General features: G+C 72.2%; 15 protein-coding genes. 8 read left to right on the top strand and 7 right to left on the bottom strand.

Translation table 11 applies throughout. The annotated features are described in order from the left end of the window. Positions 1-46: 46 nt before the first annotated feature. Positions 47-1,144 carry a winged helix DNA-binding domain-containing protein gene (locus ACWIF2_RS30320; RefSeq protein ID WP_454363994.1) on the bottom strand — a complete coding sequence of 366 codons (1,098 nt, stop codon included), beginning with the start codon at positions 1,142-1,144 and terminating at the stop codon, positions 47-49. Between the two features lie 126 nt (positions 1,145-1,270). Here ACWIF2_RS30320 and ACWIF2_RS30325 point away from each other — a divergent pair, with 126 nt between their 5' ends. Next, entirely contained in the window at positions 1,271-1,696 is a 426-nt protein-coding gene (locus ACWIF2_RS30325; protein ID WP_454363995.1) for a DUF6003 family protein, read from the top strand. Positions 1,697-1,705: 9 nt separating this feature from the next. On the opposite strand, the gene ACWIF2_RS30330 is transcribed toward ACWIF2_RS30325, so the two are convergent. After that, the gene (locus tag ACWIF2_RS30330; RefSeq protein WP_454363996.1) at positions 1,706-2,671 is read right to left on the bottom strand and encodes a YihY/virulence factor BrkB family protein; all 966 of its coding nucleotides are present in this window, start codon (positions 2,669-2,671) and stop codon (positions 1,706-1,708) included. Positions 2,672-2,816: 145 nt separating this feature from the next. On the opposite strand from ACWIF2_RS30330, the gene ACWIF2_RS30335 reads away from it, so the two are divergent. From ACWIF2_RS30335 to ACWIF2_RS30360, 6 genes are all read left to right on the top strand, one after another. Beyond that, positions 2,817-3,926, top strand: coding sequence for an AI-2E family transporter (locus ACWIF2_RS30335; RefSeq protein WP_454363997.1), 1,110 nt, complete (start codon positions 2,817-2,819; stop codon positions 3,924-3,926). A 103-nt stretch (positions 3,927-4,029) separates the two neighbouring features. Further along, positions 4,030-5,838, top strand: coding sequence for a methylmalonyl-CoA mutase family protein (locus ACWIF2_RS30340; protein ID WP_454363999.1), 1,809 nt, complete (start codon positions 4,030-4,032; stop codon positions 5,836-5,838). Continuing rightward, positions 5,838-8,012: a methylmalonyl-CoA mutase gene (scpA, locus tag ACWIF2_RS30345; RefSeq protein WP_454364001.1), complete on the top strand. Its 2,175-nt coding sequence runs from the start codon at positions 5,838-5,840 to the stop codon at positions 8,010-8,012. The genes ACWIF2_RS30340 and scpA overlap by 1 nt, the downstream gene beginning before the upstream one ends. After that, positions 8,009-9,001 (top strand): methylmalonyl Co-A mutase-associated GTPase MeaB, encoded by a 993-nt coding sequence (gene meaB, locus ACWIF2_RS30350; protein ID WP_454364002.1) that lies wholly within the window; start codon positions 8,009-8,011, stop codon positions 8,999-9,001. The genes scpA and meaB overlap by 4 nt, the downstream gene beginning before the upstream one ends. Before the next feature lie 96 nt (positions 9,002-9,097). Further along, a complete protein-coding gene (argG, locus tag ACWIF2_RS30355; RefSeq protein WP_454364004.1) occupies positions 9,098-10,552 on the top strand; it encodes an argininosuccinate synthase in 1,455 nt (484 codons plus the stop codon). Positions 10,553-10,753: 201 nt separating this feature from the next. After that, entirely contained in the window at positions 10,754-11,380 is a 627-nt protein-coding gene (locus tag ACWIF2_RS30360; RefSeq protein ID WP_454364005.1) for a TetR family transcriptional regulator, read from the top strand. Positions 11,381-11,389: 9 nt separating this feature from the next. On the opposite strand, the gene ACWIF2_RS30365 is transcribed toward ACWIF2_RS30360, so the two are convergent. Genes ACWIF2_RS30365 through ACWIF2_RS30385 form a run of 5 tightly spaced genes read right to left on the bottom strand, consistent with a single transcriptional unit; the run spans position 11,390 to position 15,803 of the window. Then, complete coding sequence (locus ACWIF2_RS30365) at positions 11,390-12,427, bottom strand: amidohydrolase family protein (protein WP_454364007.1); 1,038 nt, start codon at positions 12,425-12,427, stop codon at positions 11,390-11,392. Further along, positions 12,424-13,443 (bottom strand): 4-hydroxy-2-oxovalerate aldolase, encoded by a 1,020-nt coding sequence (gene dmpG, locus ACWIF2_RS30370; protein ID WP_454364009.1) that lies wholly within the window; start codon positions 13,441-13,443, stop codon positions 12,424-12,426. The genes ACWIF2_RS30365 and dmpG overlap by 4 nt, the downstream gene beginning before the upstream one ends. Beyond that, complete coding sequence (locus tag ACWIF2_RS30375; protein ID WP_454364011.1) at positions 13,440-14,378, bottom strand: acetaldehyde dehydrogenase (acetylating); 939 nt, start codon at positions 14,376-14,378, stop codon at positions 13,440-13,442. Before ACWIF2_RS30375 ends, dmpG begins: the two co-directional genes overlap by 4 nt. A gap of 22 nt (positions 14,379-14,400) precedes the next feature. Then, positions 14,401-15,189 carry a 2-keto-4-pentenoate hydratase gene (locus ACWIF2_RS30380; RefSeq protein WP_454364013.1) on the bottom strand — a complete coding sequence of 263 codons (789 nt, stop codon included), beginning with the start codon at positions 15,187-15,189 and terminating at the stop codon, positions 14,401-14,403. Beyond that, positions 15,186-15,803 carry a TetR family transcriptional regulator gene (locus tag ACWIF2_RS30385; RefSeq protein WP_454364014.1) on the bottom strand — a complete coding sequence of 206 codons (618 nt, stop codon included), beginning with the start codon at positions 15,801-15,803 and terminating at the stop codon, positions 15,186-15,188. Before ACWIF2_RS30385 ends, ACWIF2_RS30380 begins: the two co-directional genes overlap by 4 nt. 109 nt (positions 15,804-15,912) lie before the next feature. Here ACWIF2_RS30385 and ACWIF2_RS30390 point away from each other — a divergent pair, with 109 nt between their 5' ends. Next, a complete protein-coding gene (locus ACWIF2_RS30390; RefSeq protein WP_454364016.1) occupies positions 15,913-17,493 on the top strand; it encodes a bifunctional 3-(3-hydroxy-phenyl)propionate/3-hydroxycinnamic acid hydroxylase in 1,581 nt (526 codons plus the stop codon).

Genomic DNA, 17,493 nt, shown 5'->3' on the forward strand with positions numbered 1-17,493 from the left:
GGCCTCCACGAGCGGCCCGCAACGCCCCCTCTCCATGCGCCGTGCGTCATTTCCGTACGGTGCCGAAGCGGATGTCGTACGACGTCCCCGGGTGCATCAGGCGCAGCATCCGCTCGCCCTCGGCGGTGACCTCGTCCCGCCGGGCCCGGGTGAGCCGGTCGAAGGGCTCGATCACGAGGGCGTCGTCCTCCAGTCGCCACAGGCCCGCGAGGAAGCCGTCGACGAGGAGCGTGGGGTAGGCGATGTTGCCCTGCCAGGAGCGGCCCCGGTGTTCCTGGGGGACGACGCGGGTGCGGTCGGCGTGGGACAGGAGCAGGTTGTCGAACTCGGGCAGGAAGCGCGGCGGGGCAGGGGTGTCCGGGTCGGGGCGGGGGGCGTCCGGGAGGTCGAAGAGCTCGGCGCCGCCCTCGTCCTGGAAGGTGACGAGTCGCGGGCGGAGTCGTTCGAAGGCGTCCCGCAGACGGGTCAGTCCGGCCCAGGTCTGCATGTCCTTCACGGAGGCCGGGCCGAAGGCGGCGAGGTAGCGCAGGACGACCGCGTCGGGGGCGGGGGCGGGTTCGGCGGGGCGGCCGAGCCAGTGCTCGGCGGTGGTGAGACTGACCTGCCCGCTGCGGCCCCACAGACCGCGCGGGGTCACCTGCACGAGCGGCAGCCGGCACCGGGCGGCGACCGCCAGGGCCTGCGGATCGGCGTCGGGCCACTGCTGGAGCAGGGCCTCGCGCAACTGTTTCATCGTGCGGGGCCCGTCCTCGACGAGGTCCCGGGCGAGAGCCGCGAGCCGGTCCAGGTCGACACCGGCGAGTCCCTTGCGGAACTGGACCAGCTCCCGGTCCCGGGCGGGCTGCACCAGCGGCCTCAGGGTGAGGCAGTCGTCCGCGGTGTGGGTGTGGATGGTGGAGCGCATCGTGACGATACGCACGACCTCGCGGTCGGCCATCGGCTTCGACAGCGCCTCGGGGTCGAAACCGTCGAGGCGGGCGGCGAGCGCGTAGTACGGCGGCTTGACGTTCTGCGCCTGGAGGCCGACCAGATGTTCGACGGCCGCGACGGCGGACATCCGGGCGGGGCGCAGCAGCAGTTGCCGGTCGAGGGTGGCGCGGTTGAGGGCACGGGTACCGAGGACGCTCCGCTGGGTGTTCGCCATGGGGGCACGGTAGCCGGGGTCGCGGACAGGTTCTGTCCGCGACGGCGGTGAATCCCGGAGCCGGTGGTATTCCGGGCGGGGCGGGGTAAAGGGAGTCGATCAGCCCCCGTCGAGAAGGAGCCGAGGATGACCGACGACGCCTACCTGTTCCTGCTTGACGACCCGTCCGCGCCGCTCGGCGTGGCCCCCGCCGCGGTCGGGGATCTCGCGTGCATGGAGACTCCCGCGGTACGCGCGTGGCTGGACGCGCAGGGAAGCACGCCGGTCTCGCCGCAGCTGCGTCTGCTGCCGCCGGAGGAGACGGCGGCGATCCCCGAGGGAGCGGAACGGCTGCCGGTCCCGCTGGGCGACGAGGAGTTGAGCCGGGTCCGCCATCTGAACGCACCGCAGTCGCTCGCCCGGGTCGAGGAGGAGCTGCTCGCCTTCCGCGACTGCGCGGACGGCCGGGACGGCCTGATCGCCCGCGCGCTGGCCGCCGGTGTGGCACCGCACCGCGTCGTCGAACTGACCGGGGTGGACCCCGCGACGGTGACCGCGGCGGCGAGCCGCTGACGTCACGTGTCACGCGCCGGGCCCGGGGTCCGGACGGACCGGTGAGGTGATGCCGGCGCGGGCCGCCTCCAGCTGGGCGGCGAACGCGATGCCGAGGAAGAGCGCGACGGCGGTGAGGTTGGCCCACAGCAGCAGGGCGATGAAGGCGGTGAGCGGCCCGTACACGGCGCCGAATGCACCGCTCTCCTCGACGTACAGCGCGAGCAGCCAGGTGGCCGACACCCACAGCAGGAGGTGCACGGCCGAGCCGAAGGCCAGCCAGGTGTAGCCGGGCTGGACGCGGCGAGGCGACCAGCGGAAGATCACGGCGGAGGCCATCCAGGCCAGCGCGAGCCCCACGGGGATGTCGAGCACACTCCACCATTGCGGCCCGCTGCCCTCCCAGCCGGCGGAGTCCGCCACCGCGTCCCCCACGGCCTCGCCGGCGACGAGTGCGACGAACCCCAGCACCAGAGGCAGGCCGGCGGCGAGCGCGAGCACGAGGCCTCGCGCGTACTTGCGCGGGAAGGGACGGTCGCGCTCGATGCCGTAGATACGGTTGGCGCCGCGCTCGATCTGGCCCATGGCCGAGGCGAGGTTCAGCAGCGCGAATCCCAGGCCGAGCCAGAGGGCGAGCGTGCTCCAGACGTCGCCGTGAGCGGTGCGCCGCGTCCCCTCGAAGGCGTCCTCGACGATCTGGGCGCTGGCACCCGGCACGATCCGGCCGAGCGTGAGCTCGATGATCCGGCCCACGCCCTCGGTGTGCACCGAGGTGGCCAGCCCGACGAGCGCCACGGTGCACGGAACCAGTCCGAGCACCACCTGGAAGGCGAGGGCCCGCGCGTTGCTGAAGCCGTCCGCGTAGCGGAACCGGGCGAAGGAGTCCGTCAGCAGCCGCAGCCCCCCGTAGTGGCGCAGGGCGGCGAACGCCTCGTCTCCGGAGAGCTCGTCTCCGATCATGTCCCGGGTCTGGGGGACGTGGACGGCGGTACCCATGGCGTGGACTCTCCTTGTCGGACGGCTGGTCCTTGTCCGTTTTCCCCGTCCTTTTCCCCCGACGCCGCGCCCACCGGTACCGGCCTTCGGGGGAATTCCGGGGACGCGCCGAGGTCCGGCGGGCGGTGGGTGGTACGGGCATGAGATGGCCGCGTCTGCCGAACCGCCCGCCTCGCCGCCCGGACGCCCGGGCGGCGAGGAGCCGCGTGTCCCGGCCTGGCTGCGGACCGCGGCCGCGTACGCCTGGCGGATCATCGCCGTCGGCATCGTCGTCCGCGTCGCCTTCTCCGTGCTCGGGCAGTTCCACCGGATCGCCGTCGCCGTCTTCCTCGGTCTCGTCATCGCCGCCGTGCTGCGCCCCGCGGCCGGTCTGCTGGCCCGGTTCATGCCCAGGCCGGTCGCGGTCGGCGTGGCGATCGTCGGCGGCATCGTCCTCGTCCTCGGGGCGCTGGCCCTGGTGGGTGAGACCGTGGCGGATCAGCGCCGCGGGCTGGAGCGGGAGTTCGTGGCGGGGATCGACCGGATCGAGCGCCAGTTGGAGGAGCCGCCGTTCCGGCTTCCCGCGGACGCCTTCGCCGATCTGCAGTCCCGGATCGGCAGGCTCCTGTCGAGCCATCGCTCCACCCTCATCAGTACGGCGCTCAGCGGTGCGAGCCGGCTGCTGGAGGTGCTGACCGTGCTGGCTCTGGCCCTGTTCTGCGCGGTCTTCTTCACGCACTCGGGCGAGCGGCAGTGGCGGTGGCTGTGCGACCAGCTCCCCGACGGGGCGCGGCGGCAGGTCACGGTCGCGGGCCGGGCCGCGTGGCGGACCTTCACCGGCTATACGCACGGCATCCTGCTGGTGGCGGCGACCAACGCGGTCCTCGTGGGCATCGCCCTGTTCGCCCTCGGGGTGCCGCTCGCCGTGCCGCTGGCGCTGCTGGAGTTCCTGGCCGCCTTCATCCCCTTGATCGGCTCGCCGATCGCCCTGGCGGTCGCGGCTGTCGTCGCGCTGGCGACGAAGGGGCCGCTCATCGCCCTGGTGGTGGTGGCCCTGATCGTGATCATCGGGCAGATCGAGGGCCACCTGCTGCACCCCATCGTGATGAGCTGGGCCGTGCGGCTGCACCCGGTGGTGGTGGCCCTGGCGGTCGTCGGCGGAGCGGTGGCGGCGGGGGTGATCGGCGCCGTGGTGGCCGTACCGCTGGTGGCGGTGGTGTGGTCCGTGTACCAGGCGCTGCGCGGGTCCGGGGGCCAGGTCACGAAGCCGGCGTGAACGCCGTCCCGGGTCATGGAGACCGGGGCCACAGTCAGGGAGAGGGCAAGGTCACAGCCGTGCCCACTGCTGCTCTTTCGTTAACGTGGCCTAACATCCGAGCATGACGGTCCTGCCTGACGACAGGCTTGAGCTGGCCGGCGAGTTCCCTGATGTGCCCCATGAGCAGTGGCAGCGCCTTGTGGCGGGTGTGCTGCGCAAGTCGGGCAAGGACGTCGAGGGAGCCGAGGCCGAGGAAGCCCTGTCCACCGCCCTGGAGGACGGGTTGCGCACCCGGCCCCTCTACACCGCCCGTGACGCCGCTCCCGAGCCTGGTCTCCCCGGGTTCGCGCCCTTTGTGCGCGGCGGCCGTGCCGAGGGGAACACGGTCGGCGGCTGGGACGTACGGCAGCGGCACGCGGTGGCCGACAACGCCACGGTGCTCGCGGACCTGGAGAACGGCGTCACCTCCCTCTGGCTGACCGTGGGCGAGGACGGCATTCCGGTGCCGTCCCTCGGCAAGGTCCTCGACGGCGTCTATCTCGACCTGGCACCCGTCGTCCTCGACGCGGGACGCGAGACCGAGCCCGCCGCACGGGAGTTGCTGCGGCTGCACGGGGAGCGGGGCGTCGCCCCGGACGCGGCGCGCGGCAACCTGGGCGCGGACCCGCTCGGCCACGAGGCCCGTACGGGACAGGGGTACGAGGTCGCGCCGGTGGCGGAGCTCGCGCGGCTGTGCGCCGGGGAGTACCCGGGGCTGCGGGCGCTTACTGTGGACGCGCTGCCGTACCACGAGGCCGGCGGTTCGGCCGCCCAGGAGCTGGGCTGCTCGCTGGCCACGGCGGTGGCGTATCTGCGGGAGCTGACCGAGGCCGGGCTGAGCGTCGAACGGGCCTGCGCACAGCTGGAGTTCCGGTACGCGGCGACCGCCGACCAGTTCCTGACGATCGCCAAGCTGCGGGCCGCGCGCCGGCTGTGGGCGAGGGTCGCCGAGGCCTGCGGGGCCCCGCGCGCGGGGGCGCAGCTCCAGCACGTCGTCACCTCACCGGTGATGATGACGCGCCGCGACCCGTGGGTGAACATGCTGCGCACCACCATCGCGACGCTGGCCGCGGGGGCGGGCGGGGCCGACTCGGTCACCGTGCTGCCCTTCGACCACGCGCTCGGCCTGCCGGACGCGTTCGCCCGCCGTATCGCCCGCAACACCTCCACGATCCTCATCGAGGAGTCGCACCTGTCCCGGGTGATCGACCCGGCGGGCGGCTCCTGGTACGTGGAGCGGCTCACCGACGAACTCGCCCGGGCGGGCTGGGAGTTCTTCCGGCGGATCGAACGGCTCGGCGGCCAGGCGGCCGCCCTGCGCTCCGGCGACCTCGGCCAGGACCTCGCCGACACCTGGGCGGCCCGCAGCGGCAAGCTCGCCAAGCGGCGCGAACCCATCACGGGCGTCAGCGAGTTCCCGCACCTCGGCGAGAAGCCGGTCGTCCGCGAGCCGGCTCCCGAGCCGCGCTCCGGCGGGCTGCCGCGGGTGCGCCGCGACGAGGCGTACGAGGCGCTGCGTGCCCGCTCCGACGCCCATCTCGCGGCGACCGGCTCCCGGCCCCGGATCTTCCTGGCCGCGATCGGCCCGGCCGCGGCCCACACCGCACGCCTGACCTTCGCCTCGAACCTCTTCCAGGCGGGCGGCATCGAGCCCGTCACGGAGGGCACCTTCGAGGAGAGCGGCGCGAGCGAGGCCGTGCTGTGCTCCAGTGACGCCCTGTACGAGGAACAGGCCGAGGCGGTGGCCGGGCGGCTCAAGGCCGCGGGCGCCGCGCAGGTGTTCCTCGCCGGGCGGCCGGGGAACCACCCCGGTGTCGACAGTTACGTCTTCGCGGGCTGTGACGCCGTCGCCGTGCTGTCCGCGACCCTCGACCGCATGGGAGTGTCCTGATGGGAATCCCCGACTTCTCCGGGATCGAGCTGGGGACCCCGACCGCCGACGGCGGCCCCGACGAGTGGCGTACGGCGGTCAAGAACGCGTCCGGCGGGGACGACCTGCTCTGGGAGACCCCGGAGGGCATCGCGGTCAAGCCGCTGTACACCGGCCGTGACCTGGAGGGCCTGGACTTCCTGGACACGCGCCCGGGCCAGGCGCCGTATCTGCGCGGCCCGTACCCGACGATGTACGTCAACCAGCCCTGGACGATCCGTCAGTACGCCGGTTTCTCCACGGCCGAGGAGTCGAACGCCTTCTACCGGCGCAACCTCGCGGCCGGGCAGAAGGGCCTGTCGGTCGCGTTCGACCTGCCCACGCACCGGGGTTACGACAGCGACCACCCGCGCGTGACGGGTGACGTCGGCATGGCGGGTGTGGCGATCGACTCGATCTACGACATGCGCCAGCTGTTCGACGGCATCCCGCTGGACAGGATGACCGTGTCGATGACGATGAACGGCGCCGTGCTGCCGGTGCTGGCGCTGTACATCGTGGCGGCGGAGGAACAGGGCGTACCGCCCGAGAAACTGGCCGGGACCATCCAGAACGACATCCTCAAGGAGTTCATGGTCCGCAACACCTACATCTATCCGCCGAAGCCGTCGATGCGGATCATCTCCGACATCTTCGCCTTCACCTCGCAGCGGATGCCCCGCTACAACTCGATCTCCATCTCCGGCTACCACATCCAGGAGGCCGGTGCGACGGCCGACCTGGAGCTGGCGTACACGCTCGCGGACGGCGTGGAGTACATCCGGGCGGGCCGTGAGGCCGGCCTGGACGTGGACGCGTTCGCGCCCCGGCTGTCGTTCTTCTGGGCGATCGGCATGAACTTCTTCATGGAGGTCGCCAAGCTGCGGGCGGCGCGCCTGCTGTGGGCGAAGCTGGTGAAGCAGTTCGACCCGCAGAACGCCAAGTCGCTCTCCCTGCGCACCCATTCGCAGACCTCTGGCTGGTCGCTGACCGCGCAGGACGTGTTCAACAACGTGACGCGCACCTGCGTCGAGGCCATGGCGGCGACCCAGGGGCACACGCAGTCGCTGCACACCAACGCCCTCGACGAGGCGCTGGCCCTGCCCACCGACTTCTCGGCGCGTATCGCCCGCAACACGCAGCTGCTGCTCCAGCAGGAGTCCGGCACGACCCGCGTGATCGACCCTTGGGGCGGCAGCGCGTACGTGGAGAAGCTGACGTACGACCTGGCGCGGCGCGCCTGGCAGCACATCCAGGAGGTGGAGGCCGCGGGCGGCATGGCCAAGGCCATCGACGCGGGCATCCCCAAGCTGCGCATCGAGGAGGCCGCGGCCCGCACCCAGGCCCGGATCGACTCCGGTCGCCAGCCCGTCATCGGCGTCAACAAGTACCGGGTCGACAGCGACGAGCAGATCGACGTGCTCAAGGTCGACAACTCCTCGGTGCGCGCCCAGCAGGTCGAGAAGCTGCGGCGGCTGCGCGCGGAGCGGGACGAGACCGCCTGCCGGGACGCGCTGGACGCGCTGACCCGGGCCGCCGGCGGCGAGGGCAACCTGCTGGAGCTGGCGGTGAACGCCGCCCGCGCCAAGGCCACCGTCGGGGAGATCTCGGACGCCCTGGAGAAGGTGTACGGGCGGCACGCGAGCCAGATCCGTACCATCACCGGCGTGTACCGCAACGAAGCCGGGGAGTCGCCGTCCGTGGACCGTACCCGCACTCTCGTGTCCGACTTCGAGGAGGCCGAGGGGCGCCGTCCGCGCATCCTGGTCGCCAAGATGGGCCAGGACGGCCACGACCGCGGCCAGAAGGTGATCGCCACCGCCTTCGCCGACCTCGGCTTCGACGTGGACGTCGGCCCGCTGTTCCAGACCCCCGCCGAGGTGGCCCGGCAGGCCGTCGAGGCCGATGTGCACATCGTCGGGGTCTCGTCGCTGGCGGCCGGTCACCTCACCCTCGTGCCGGCGCTGCGCGAGCAGCTCGCCGAGGAGGGGCGCGAGGACATCATGATCGTGGTCGGCGGGGTGATCCCGCCGCAGGACGTGCCCACGCTGCTGGAGATGGGCGCGGCGGCCGTCTTCCCGCCCGGGACGGTGATCCCGGACGCGGCGTACGACCTGGTGAAGGGGCTGGCGGCCGACCTCGGGCACGAGCTGTGATCGAAGTCGACGCGTATGCGAAGGGCGTACTCGACGGGAAGCGGGCGATCATCGCCCGCGCCATCACGCTCGTCGAGTCGACCCGGCCCCAGCACCGGGCGCTGGCCCAGGAGCTGCTGACCGAGCTGCTGCCGCACAGCGGGCGGGCCCGGCGGATCGGCGTCAGCGGGGTGCCCGGTGTGGGCAAGTCGACGTTCATCGACGCGTTCGGCACGCTGCTGACCTCCCTCGGGCACCGGGTGGCCGTCCTCGCGGTCGACCCCTCCTCCAGCCGCACCGGCGGCTCGATCCTCGGCGACAAGACCCGGATGGAGCGCCTGGCCGTGGATCCGGCGGCGTTCGTCCGCCCCTCCCCCACGGCGGGCACGCTCGGCGGAGTGGCGAAGGCGACCCGTGAGTCGATCGTGGTGATGGAGGCGGCCGGCTACGACGTGATCCTGGTGGAGACGGTCGGCGTCGGCCAGTCCGAGACGGCGGTCGCGAACATGGTCGACTCCTTCCTGCTCCTCACCCTCGCCCGCACCGGCGATCAGCTCCAGGGCATCAAGAAGGGTGTCCTGGAGCTGGCCGATGTGATCGCCGTCAACAAGGCGGACGGTCCGCACGAGCGCGACGCCCGGGCCGCCGCGCGTGAGCTGGCGGGCGCGCTGCGCCTGATGCACGGGAAGGACGCGGCCTGGACCCCGCCCGTGCTGAGCTGCAGCGCCCGCGAGTCGGCCGGTCTGGACACCGTGTGGGAACGCCTGGAGCAGCACCGCACCCTGCTGGACTCGACCGGCCGCCTCACCGCCAAGCGCCGTGACCAGCAGGTCGACTGGACCTGGACCATGGTCCGCGACGAACTCCTCGGCCGCCTGCGGGCGGACCCGGCGGTGCGGGCACTGGCGCCCGGTCTCGAACAGCGGGTCAGGGACGGCGAGTTGACGCCGACCCTGGCCGCGGAGCGGATTCTCGGGGCGCTCGGAAGCTCCGAGCAGAACACTTTCTGAGCTGGTTCCGGCCGGAGCGGTGCGAACTTTGGACCCCCCGGTCGGAATCCACGCACCCCACTTGCATGATTATGCGTGATGATACATACTCTTCCTATGTCCAAGGTCCTCACCTCCCTGCCCGCCGGCGAGCGCGTCGGCATCGCCTTCTCGGGCGGTCTCGACACGTCCGTCGCGGTCGCGTGGATGCGCGACAAGGGCGCCGTCCCGTGCACCTACACCGCCGACATCGGCCAGTACGACGAGCCCGACATCGCCTCGGTGCCCGGCCGTGCCAAGACCTACGGTGCCGAGATCGCGCGTCTGGTCGACTGCCGTGCGGCGCTGGTCGAGGAGGGCCTGGCCGCGCTGACCTGCGGCGCGTTCCACATCCGCTCGGGCGGGCGGGCGTACTTCAACACCACGCCGCTGGGCCGTGCCGTCACCGGCACGCTCCTGGTCCGGGCGATGCTCGAGGACAACGTCCAGATCTGGGGCGACGGCTCGACCTTCAAGGGCAACGACATCGAGCGGTTCTACCGCTACGGCCTGCTCGCCAACCCGCACCTCAGGATCTACAAGCCCTGGCTGGACGCGGCCTTCGTGACCGAGCTCGGCGGCCGCAAGGAGATGTCGGAGTGGCTGCTCGCCCACGGGCTGCCCTACCGGGACTCGACGGAGAAGGCGTACTCCACGGACGCCAACATCTGGGGCGCCACCCACGAGGCCAAGACCCTGGAGCACCTGGACACCGGCGTCGAGACCGTCGAGCCCATCATGGGCGTGAGGTTCTGGGACCCCGAGGTCGAGATCGCCACCGAGGACGTGACGATCGGCTTCGACCAGGGCCGCCCGGTGACGATCAACGGCAAGGAGTTCGCCTCCCCCGTCGACCTGGTCATGGAGGCCAACGCCATCGGCGGCCGGCACGGCCTGGGCATGTCGGACCAGATCGAGAACCGGATCATCGAGGCCAAGAGCCGCGGCATCTACGAGGCGCCCGGCATGGCCCTGCTGTACACGGCCTACGAGCGGCTGGTCAACGCCATCCACAACGAGGACACCCTCGCCCAGTACCACGCCGAGGGACGGCGTCTCGGCCGGCTGATGTACGAGGGCCGCTGGCTGGACCCGCAGGCGCTGATGATCCGCGAGTCGCTGCAGCGCTGGGTCGGCGCGGCGATCACGGGCGAGGTCACGCTTCGCCTGCGCCGCGGCGAGGACTACTCGATCCTCGACACGACCGGCCCGGCGTTCAGCTACCACCCGGACAAGCTGTCCATGGAGCGCACCGAGGACTCGGCGTTCGGCCCGGTGGACCGGATCGGCCAGCTCACCATGCGCAACCTGGACATCGCCGACTCGCGCGCCAAGCTGGAGCAGTACGCCGGCATCGGCCTGATCGGCACCGGCAGCCCCACCATCGGCGCCTCCCAGGCCGCCGCGACCGGGCTCATCGGCACCATGCCGGAGCTGCCCGAGGGCGGCGCCGAGGCCATCGCCTCCCGCGGTGAGGTCTCCGAAGAGGACGCATGGCTGGACCGCGCGGCGATGGAGTCCGGCACGGACTGACCGGCCCCCGACAGCACCGTGAAGGCCGGCTCGACACCGTCGAGCCGGCCTTCGCGTCTCCCGGGGCCGTGATCAGCGGTTCGGGCATCGAGCACGCGTTGACTCCGGTCAGCAACATGACGTACGGGTGTCTTTAGAGTGAAGCCGCGCAAAGGGGCCTTCGGGGATCACGGGCCCCGCACAAGCGGGAGAGGCAAGCAGATGACCAGGCCGCAGACGGCACGCAGGAAGCGTGCGAACGGGGTGGAGTCGCGTCAGCGGATCCTCGACGCGACGGTGGAGATCGCCGGCGAACGGGGCTACGAGGGCACCTCCATCGCCGCCGTCAGCGCCAAGTGCGGACTGCCCGCCAGCTCCATCTACTGGCACTTCAAAGACAAGGACGACCTCATCGCCGCCGTCATCGAGCGCAGCTTCGAGACCTGGCTGAAGGCCGTCGCACTATCCGGCGAGGACACCGGAACCCCCCTGGAACGCGTCACCACCATGGCGGCCAACATCGCCAGATCTCTCGTCGACGCACCCGACTTCCTGCGCCTCGGCCTGATGCTCGCCCTGGAACGGCGCCCCGTGGAACCGCGGGGCCGCACCGTCTTCCTCCAGGTCCGCGAGATCGCCGCCCGACGCATCGCGGAGACGGTCGAGACCCTCTTCCCGGACCTGGAGGAGGAAGCCGTACGCACCCTCACCACCTACGCCGTCGCCGGTGCCGACGGTCTGTTCGTGCACCGGGAGATCCACGGCGAGGCCGTCGACCTGGTGGCGATGCTCGAACTGCACGCCAAGGTGGTGTACGAGGCGGCGAGCCGCATGGCGGCCGAGCGCTGAGGCAGGACATCAGCCGTCGCCGGGCTGCACGAGCCGGAAGAGCAGCCGGGCGGCTGTCCGTCGGGCGGACCGGCGCAGGCGGTACGGGAGCGGGCGGGCCGGTGCCGGGGTGGGCGTGGCGGCCAGGCGGGGAAAGAGCGCCGCGGCGTTGGCGCGGTTGACGGCCGTGAAGGTCGACGGGTCGGGGCCTGTGTCCAGGCCGGTCGCGAAGTACTGCCCGGCCACGGCGGGGGCGAAGGGCCAGTCGCTGCCGAACAGGACGCGTTCGGGGCGGGCGAAGGCGAGCAGGGTGGGCAGGGCCGCCGGGCTGGAGGACAGGGCCGTGTCGAAGTAGAAGCTCCGGAAGTCGTCCAGCACGTCCAGGGGACTGCGCCTCGTCTCGGCGGCGAGGGCGACGGCCATGCGGTGGGAGGCGTAGGGCACGAACCCTCCAGCGTGGCTGAGGATGAACCGGATGTTCGGGTACGTACGGACGACACCGTTGCGGACGAGGAGGTAGGCGGCCCGCGTGGTGTCGAGGAGGAAGTCGGCGGCGAACGGCGGGATGTGCTCGACGGCCGGTGCGGGCAGCTCGGCCGGATGGACGAGGACGACGGCGCCGCGTTCGTCCAGGGTCCGCCACAGCGGGTCCTGGCCGTCGGCGCCCAGGTAGCTGCCCTGGTTGTTGGCGAGCAGGGTGACGCCGTCGGCCCCCAGCTCGTCCAGGGCGCGCCGGGCCTCCTCGGCGGATGCTGTGAGGTCGGGCATCGGCAGGGTGGCGAAGTGGCCGAAGCGGCCCGGGTGTTCGGCGGTGAGGGTCGCGCCGTGGTCGTTGAGCCGGCGGGCCAGGGACGCCGCCTCGGCAGGGTCGGTGAGGAAACCGGTGCCGGGGGTGGAGACCGACAGAAGGGCCGTGGTGATGCCCAGCAGGTCCATGAGCTCCAGCGCGGCCACGGGGCTCCAGTCGGGCAGGGCGCGGCCGCCCGCCTCTTCGATGCCGGCCTTGGCGAGCAGGTCGCGGTAGAAGGGCGGCACGCTGTGCTGGTGGACGTCGATGCGGCCCGTCATGACGTGCTGTCCCTTCCGTCGAGCAGGTCGAGCGCCACGTCGGTGATCATGTCCTCCTGGCCGCCGACCATCCCGCGCCGGCCGACCTCGACGAGCAGGCTGCGGGCGTCGACGCCGTAGCGGGCCGCGGCGGCCTCGGCGTGGCGCAGGAAGCTGGAGTAGACGCCGGCGTAGCCGAGGGTGAGGGTCTCGCGGTCGACCTGGACGGGGCGGTCCTGCAACGGCCGTACGAGGTCGTCGGCCGCGTCCTGGAGCGCGAACAGGTCGCAGCCGTGCGGGAGCCGGAGCTTGTCGGCGGCGGCGATGAACACCTCCAGGGGCGCGTTCCCGGCTCCGGCGCCCATGCCGGCCAGCGAGGCGTCGACGCGGTGGGCGCCGTGCTCGACGGCGGTGAGCGAGTTGGCCACGCCGAGGGAGAGGTTGTGGTGGGCGTGGATGCCGATCCCGGTGGCCGGGTCGAGGGCCTGCCGGAGGGCGTCGACGCGGGCGGCGACGCCCCGTGTCGTCAGCGCGCCGCCGGAGTCGACGACGTAGACGCAGGTGGCGCCGTAGCTCTCCATCAGGCGTGCCTGACGGGCGAGTGTCGCGGGGTCCGTCATGTGGCTCATCATCAGGAAGCCGACGGTGTCCATGCCGAGTTCGCGTGCCGCGGCGACGTGCTGGGCCGAGATGTCGGCCTCGGTGCAGTGGGTGGCCACGCGGACGACGGACGCCCCGGCGGAGTGGGCGTCGCGCAGGTCGTGGACGGTGCCGATGCCGGGGAGCAGGAGGGTGGCGACGCGGGCCCGGGTGACCACCGAGGCGACGGCCTCGATCCACTCCAGGTCGGTGTGGGCGCCGAAGCCGTACACGCAGGAGGAGCCCGCGAGTCCGTCGCCGTGGGCGACCTCGATGGAGTCGACTCCGGCGGCGTCCAGGGCGGCGGCGACGGCGGCCGCCTGGGCGGTCGTGTACTGGTGCCGGACGGCGTGCATGCCGTCCCGGAGGGTGACGTCGCTGATGTACAGGCGGTTCATCGGGCCACCCCCGCGGGTGTGCGCAGGGCGATGCGTTCGGCGGCGGCGACGGCCGCGGAGGTCATGATGTCGAGGTTGCCTGCGTAGGCGGGCAGGTGGTCGGCGGCGCCGGTGACTTCGAGCATGACGGTGACCCTTGTGCCGGTGAACGGGCCGACGCCGGGGATGTGCAGGGAGTCGTGCCGGTCGAACTGGACGCTCTGCTTGAGCCGGTAGCCGGGCACGTACGCCCGGACCTTCTCGGCCGTCGCCAGGATGCTGTTCTCGATGGCGGCGTGGTCGCAGTCGCCCTCGACCAGGCAGTACACGGTGTTGCGCATCAGCAGGGGCGGCTCGGCCGGGTTGAGGATCATGACGGCCTTGCCGCGGCGGGCGCCGGCGACCTCGCGCAGGGCGCGGGAGGTGGTCTCGGTGAACTCGTCGATGTTGGCGCGGGTGCCGGGGCCGGCCGACCTCGCGGCGATGGAGGAGACGATCTCGGCGTAGGCGACGGGGGCGACCTGCGCGACGGCCGCCGCGATCGGCACGGTGGCCTGGCCGCCGCAGGTGACCATGTTCAGGTTCGGGGCGTCGAGATGGGCGTCGAGGTTGACCACGGGCACGCAGTACGGGCCGATCGCGGCGGGCGTGAGGTCGAGGACCCGGACACCGGTGGGCTCCAGCTTGGCCCAGTTGGCCTGGTGCGCGCCTGCGGACGTGGCGTCGAAGACCAGCCTGATGTCCTGGAACCCGGGCAGCGCCAGCAGTCCGTCGACGCCGTCGGCGGTGGTGGCGACACCCAGCCGTCGGGCCCGGGCCAGACCGTCGGAGGCGGGGTCGATCCCGGCCATCGCGCCCATCGTGAGCGCGCCGGAGCCGCGCATGATCTTGATCATCAGGTCGGTACCGATGTTGCCGGAGCCGATGACGGCGACCGGCCAGGGGGCAGGGGGCATGGAGGTCTCCTGGGGCAGCTGATCAGACGAAACTCACCGACACCGGCCCGAGGCCGCTGAAGCGGGCCTCCACTTTCTGGCCTGCGGTGACGAACGGGGCGGTGGTCATGGCGCCGGGCAACACCACATGGCCCGGTTCCAAGGTGATGTCGAAGGCGGACAGCGTGTCGGCGAGCCAGGCGACCGCTGCGGCCGGATGCCCGAGCACCTCCCGGCCGCTGCCCGAGGCGACGCGCTCGCCGTCGACGAGCAGGTCGACCAGGACGGCGGGGAGATCGGGCGCCTCGGCGAGGGGTGTCCACGCGCCGACGACCAGACCGGCCGAACTGGCGTTGTCCGCGACCGTGTCGGCCAGGGTGATCCTCCAGTCGCGGATCCGGCTGTCGACGATCTCCAGCGCGGGCGCGACCGCCTCGGTCGCCGCGAGGACCTCCGCGACGGTGACGCCGGGCCCGCGCAGGGGCGCGGCGAGCCGGAAGCAGATCTCCGGCTCGACGCGCGGGGCGCAGTACCGCCCCGCGCCTACGGCGCCACCGTCGCGGTGGACCATGTCGTCCAGCAGGTGCCCGAAGTCCGGCTCGCCGACGCCGAGAAGCTTCTGCATCGCGGCCGAGGTCAGTCCGACCTTGTGCCCGACGACCGTGGCACCGGCGGCCAGCCGTTCGGCGATGTTGCCCTGCTGGACGGCGTACGCGTCGGCCGTGTCCAGGCCCGGCAGCAGTTCCGACAGCGGGTCGATCGGCGTCGCGCTGCGCTCGGCCTCGCGCAGCAGCCTGCGGGCTCGTGCACGCTGGGGGGCGGTCAGGGTCATGCCTTGCTCCTCGCTGCCAGGCGGCTCGCCGCGTCGTGGACCAGCCGGGCGTGGATCTCGAACATCGCCACCAGGTCCACGGCCTCGCCGTGGATCTCCCGGTGCACGAACAGACCGTCGGCGCCCGCGACGGCGTAGGTGGTGAGGGTGCGGGCCGCGGCCTCGTCCAGCTCCGGATACAGCTCCCGGGCCGTCTCCGCGATGCGTCGGGCGGCGATCTCGCGGACCTGGAGGAAGACGGTGCGGCCGCGGGGTTCGCTGGGGCGTCGTTCCAGGGCGAGCATCAGCCCGAGGCGGAGGAAGTCGGGTGCGTCGACGAGGGATCTGGCGATGTTGGCGGCCATGGTGGTGACGCGTTCCAGGGGGGTGCCGGTGTCCTCGCCGGGTAGTGCGACGGCCTTCAGCCAGGTCTCGAAGCTGCGCTCGATGACGGCGGCGATGAGGTCGTCCTTGTCCTTGAAGTGCCAGTAGATGGAGCTGGCGGGCAGTCCGCATTTGGCGCTGACGGCGGCGATGGAGGTGCCCTCGTAGCCCCGTTCGCCGGCGATCTCCACCGTCGCGTCGAGGATCCGCTGACGCGACTCCACCCCGTTCGCACGCTTCCTGCGCGGCACTTGACCCTCTCCCTCACTCTGCTTACCGTAGCGGTCATTCCAATTGGAGTAAACACTACAGCAACCCATGTGCAACACCCCCCGACAAGGACGAGAGCGAGGTGGCCCGGTGGGCGAGATCAGACCGGGAGAGACGGCCTACGACGTGGCGGTGATCGGCTATGGGCCCACGGGGGTCACGGCGGCGAACCTGCTCGGCGCGATGGGGCTGCGGGTCGTCGTGCTCGAACGCGACGCCGAGATCTTCTCCCGTGCCCGGGCCATCTCCACGGACGAGGAGGTCATGCGGATCTGGCAGCGCGTCGGTCTGGACGAGCGGCTCAAGCGGGACATGCTGGCCGAGCGGCCCTGCGACTTCGTCGACGGGCGCGGCCGGACCTTCCTCAGCGCGCGCCCGGCCTCGCACGGCCACGGCCATCCGCCGCAGCTGTTCCTCTACCAGCCGGCGGTGGAACGGGTCCTGCGCGAAGGCGCCGCCCGCTACCCGAACGTCGAGGTGCTGCTGCGGCACGAGTGCCTGCGGCTGCGGCAGGACGCCGACGGCGTGGAGCTGACAGTGGCGGGCACTGCCGACGACTCCGTACGGCGGCTGCGCGCCGCGTATGTGATCGCCGCCGACGGCGGGTCCAGCCTCACCCGGGCCCAGCTGAACATCGGCTACGAGGGCCGGACCTACGAGGACCGCTGGGTGGTCATCGACACCGAGATGCTCAAGCCCTGGCCGGACCACGACCGGCTGCGCTTTCGCTGCGACCCGGCCCGGCCGGCCGTGGACTGCCCGACCCCGCTGGGGCACCACCGCTGGGAGTTCCCGATCCTGCCGGGCGACGACGAGGCGTATCTGACCACGGACGACGCGGTGTACGAGCTGGTGGCCCGGTACGGCATCGGCAGGGACAGCGTCAAGGTCCTGCGCGCCACCGTCTACAGCCACCACGTCCGCTTCGCGACCCGCTTCCGGGTGGGCCGGGTCTTCCTCGCCGGGGACGCGGCCCACGCCATGCCGCCGTGGATCGGCCAGGGCATGGCCGCCGGGGTGCGTGACGTGGCCAACCTGTGCTGGAAGCTGGCGGCCGTGCTGCGGGGCGAACTGCCCGAGACGCTGCTGGACAGCTACGAGGCCGAACGCATGCCGCACGTCAGGGAGGTGACGAAGCGGGCGGTGTTCGTCGGGCGGATCATCACCGAGCGGCGCCGTCCGGTCACCCTGGTCCGCGACGCCGTGCTCCCCGTCCTGAACCGGGTGCCGGGGTTCGGCGACTGGTTGCAGGACTCCAAGTGGATACCCGTCGCCCGCTACGCCGAGGGTTTCCAGGCCCGCTCGCGTGCCAAGGCCTCGGGCAGCCAGCTCCCCCAGCCCTGGGTGACCGGGCCCGACGGCGAACGGGTGCGGCTCGACGACGTTCTCGGGGGCCGCTGGCTGCTGCTGCACGCCCGCGCCGAGGCCGCCCGGCCGACGTGGCGCGTCCCCTCGCTGATCGTCACGCCCGCCGGTTCCGCACCTGCCGAGGGCACCCTCGTCGACAGCGACAGTGTGCTGCTGCCCTGGCTGGACCGGCACCGCACGGCCACCGTCGCCCTGCGCCCGGACGCCTACGTCTACGCCGCTGCCCGCGCGGGAGCCCGGCTCCCGGATCCCCCGGCGGGATTCACCCCCCTTCCGCACGAGACCGCCTCGACGCCCCTGTGA

This window comes from Streptomyces sp. NPDC055506 (assembly GCF_053643595.1).

Coding starts and splice junctions, on each gene's coding strand:
- ACWIF2_RS30380 (WP_454364013.1), bottom strand. CDS start 15,189: ATGACCCTGACCGCCCCCCAGCGTGCACGAGCCCGCAGGCTGCTGCGC.
- ACWIF2_RS30330 (WP_454363996.1), bottom strand. CDS start 2,671: ATGGGTACCGCCGTCCACGTCCCCCAGACCCGGGACATGATCGGAGAC.
- ACWIF2_RS30325 (WP_454363995.1), top strand. CDS start 1,271: ATGACCGACGACGCCTACCTGTTCCTGCTTGACGACCCGTCCGCGCCG.
- ACWIF2_RS30375 (WP_454364011.1), bottom strand. CDS start 14,378: ATGCCCCCTGCCCCCTGGCCGGTCGCCGTCATCGGCTCCGGCAACATC.
- ACWIF2_RS30360 (WP_454364005.1), top strand. CDS start 10,754: ATGACCAGGCCGCAGACGGCACGCAGGAAGCGTGCGAACGGGGTGGAG.
- argG (WP_454364004.1), top strand. CDS start 9,098: ATGTCCAAGGTCCTCACCTCCCTGCCCGCCGGCGAGCGCGTCGGCATC.
- ACWIF2_RS30335 (WP_454363997.1), top strand. CDS start 2,817: ATGGCCGCGTCTGCCGAACCGCCCGCCTCGCCGCCCGGACGCCCGGGC.
- ACWIF2_RS30320 (WP_454363994.1), bottom strand. CDS start 1,144: ATGGCGAACACCCAGCGGAGCGTCCTCGGTACCCGTGCCCTCAACCGC.
- ACWIF2_RS30365 (WP_454364007.1), bottom strand. CDS start 12,427: ATGACGGGCCGCATCGACGTCCACCAGCACAGCGTGCCGCCCTTCTAC.
- dmpG (WP_454364009.1), bottom strand. CDS start 13,443: ATGAACCGCCTGTACATCAGCGACGTCACCCTCCGGGACGGCATGCAC.
- scpA (WP_454364001.1), top strand. CDS start 5,838: ATGGGAATCCCCGACTTCTCCGGGATCGAGCTGGGGACCCCGACCGCC.
- ACWIF2_RS30340 (WP_454363999.1), top strand. CDS start 4,030: ATGACGGTCCTGCCTGACGACAGGCTTGAGCTGGCCGGCGAGTTCCCT.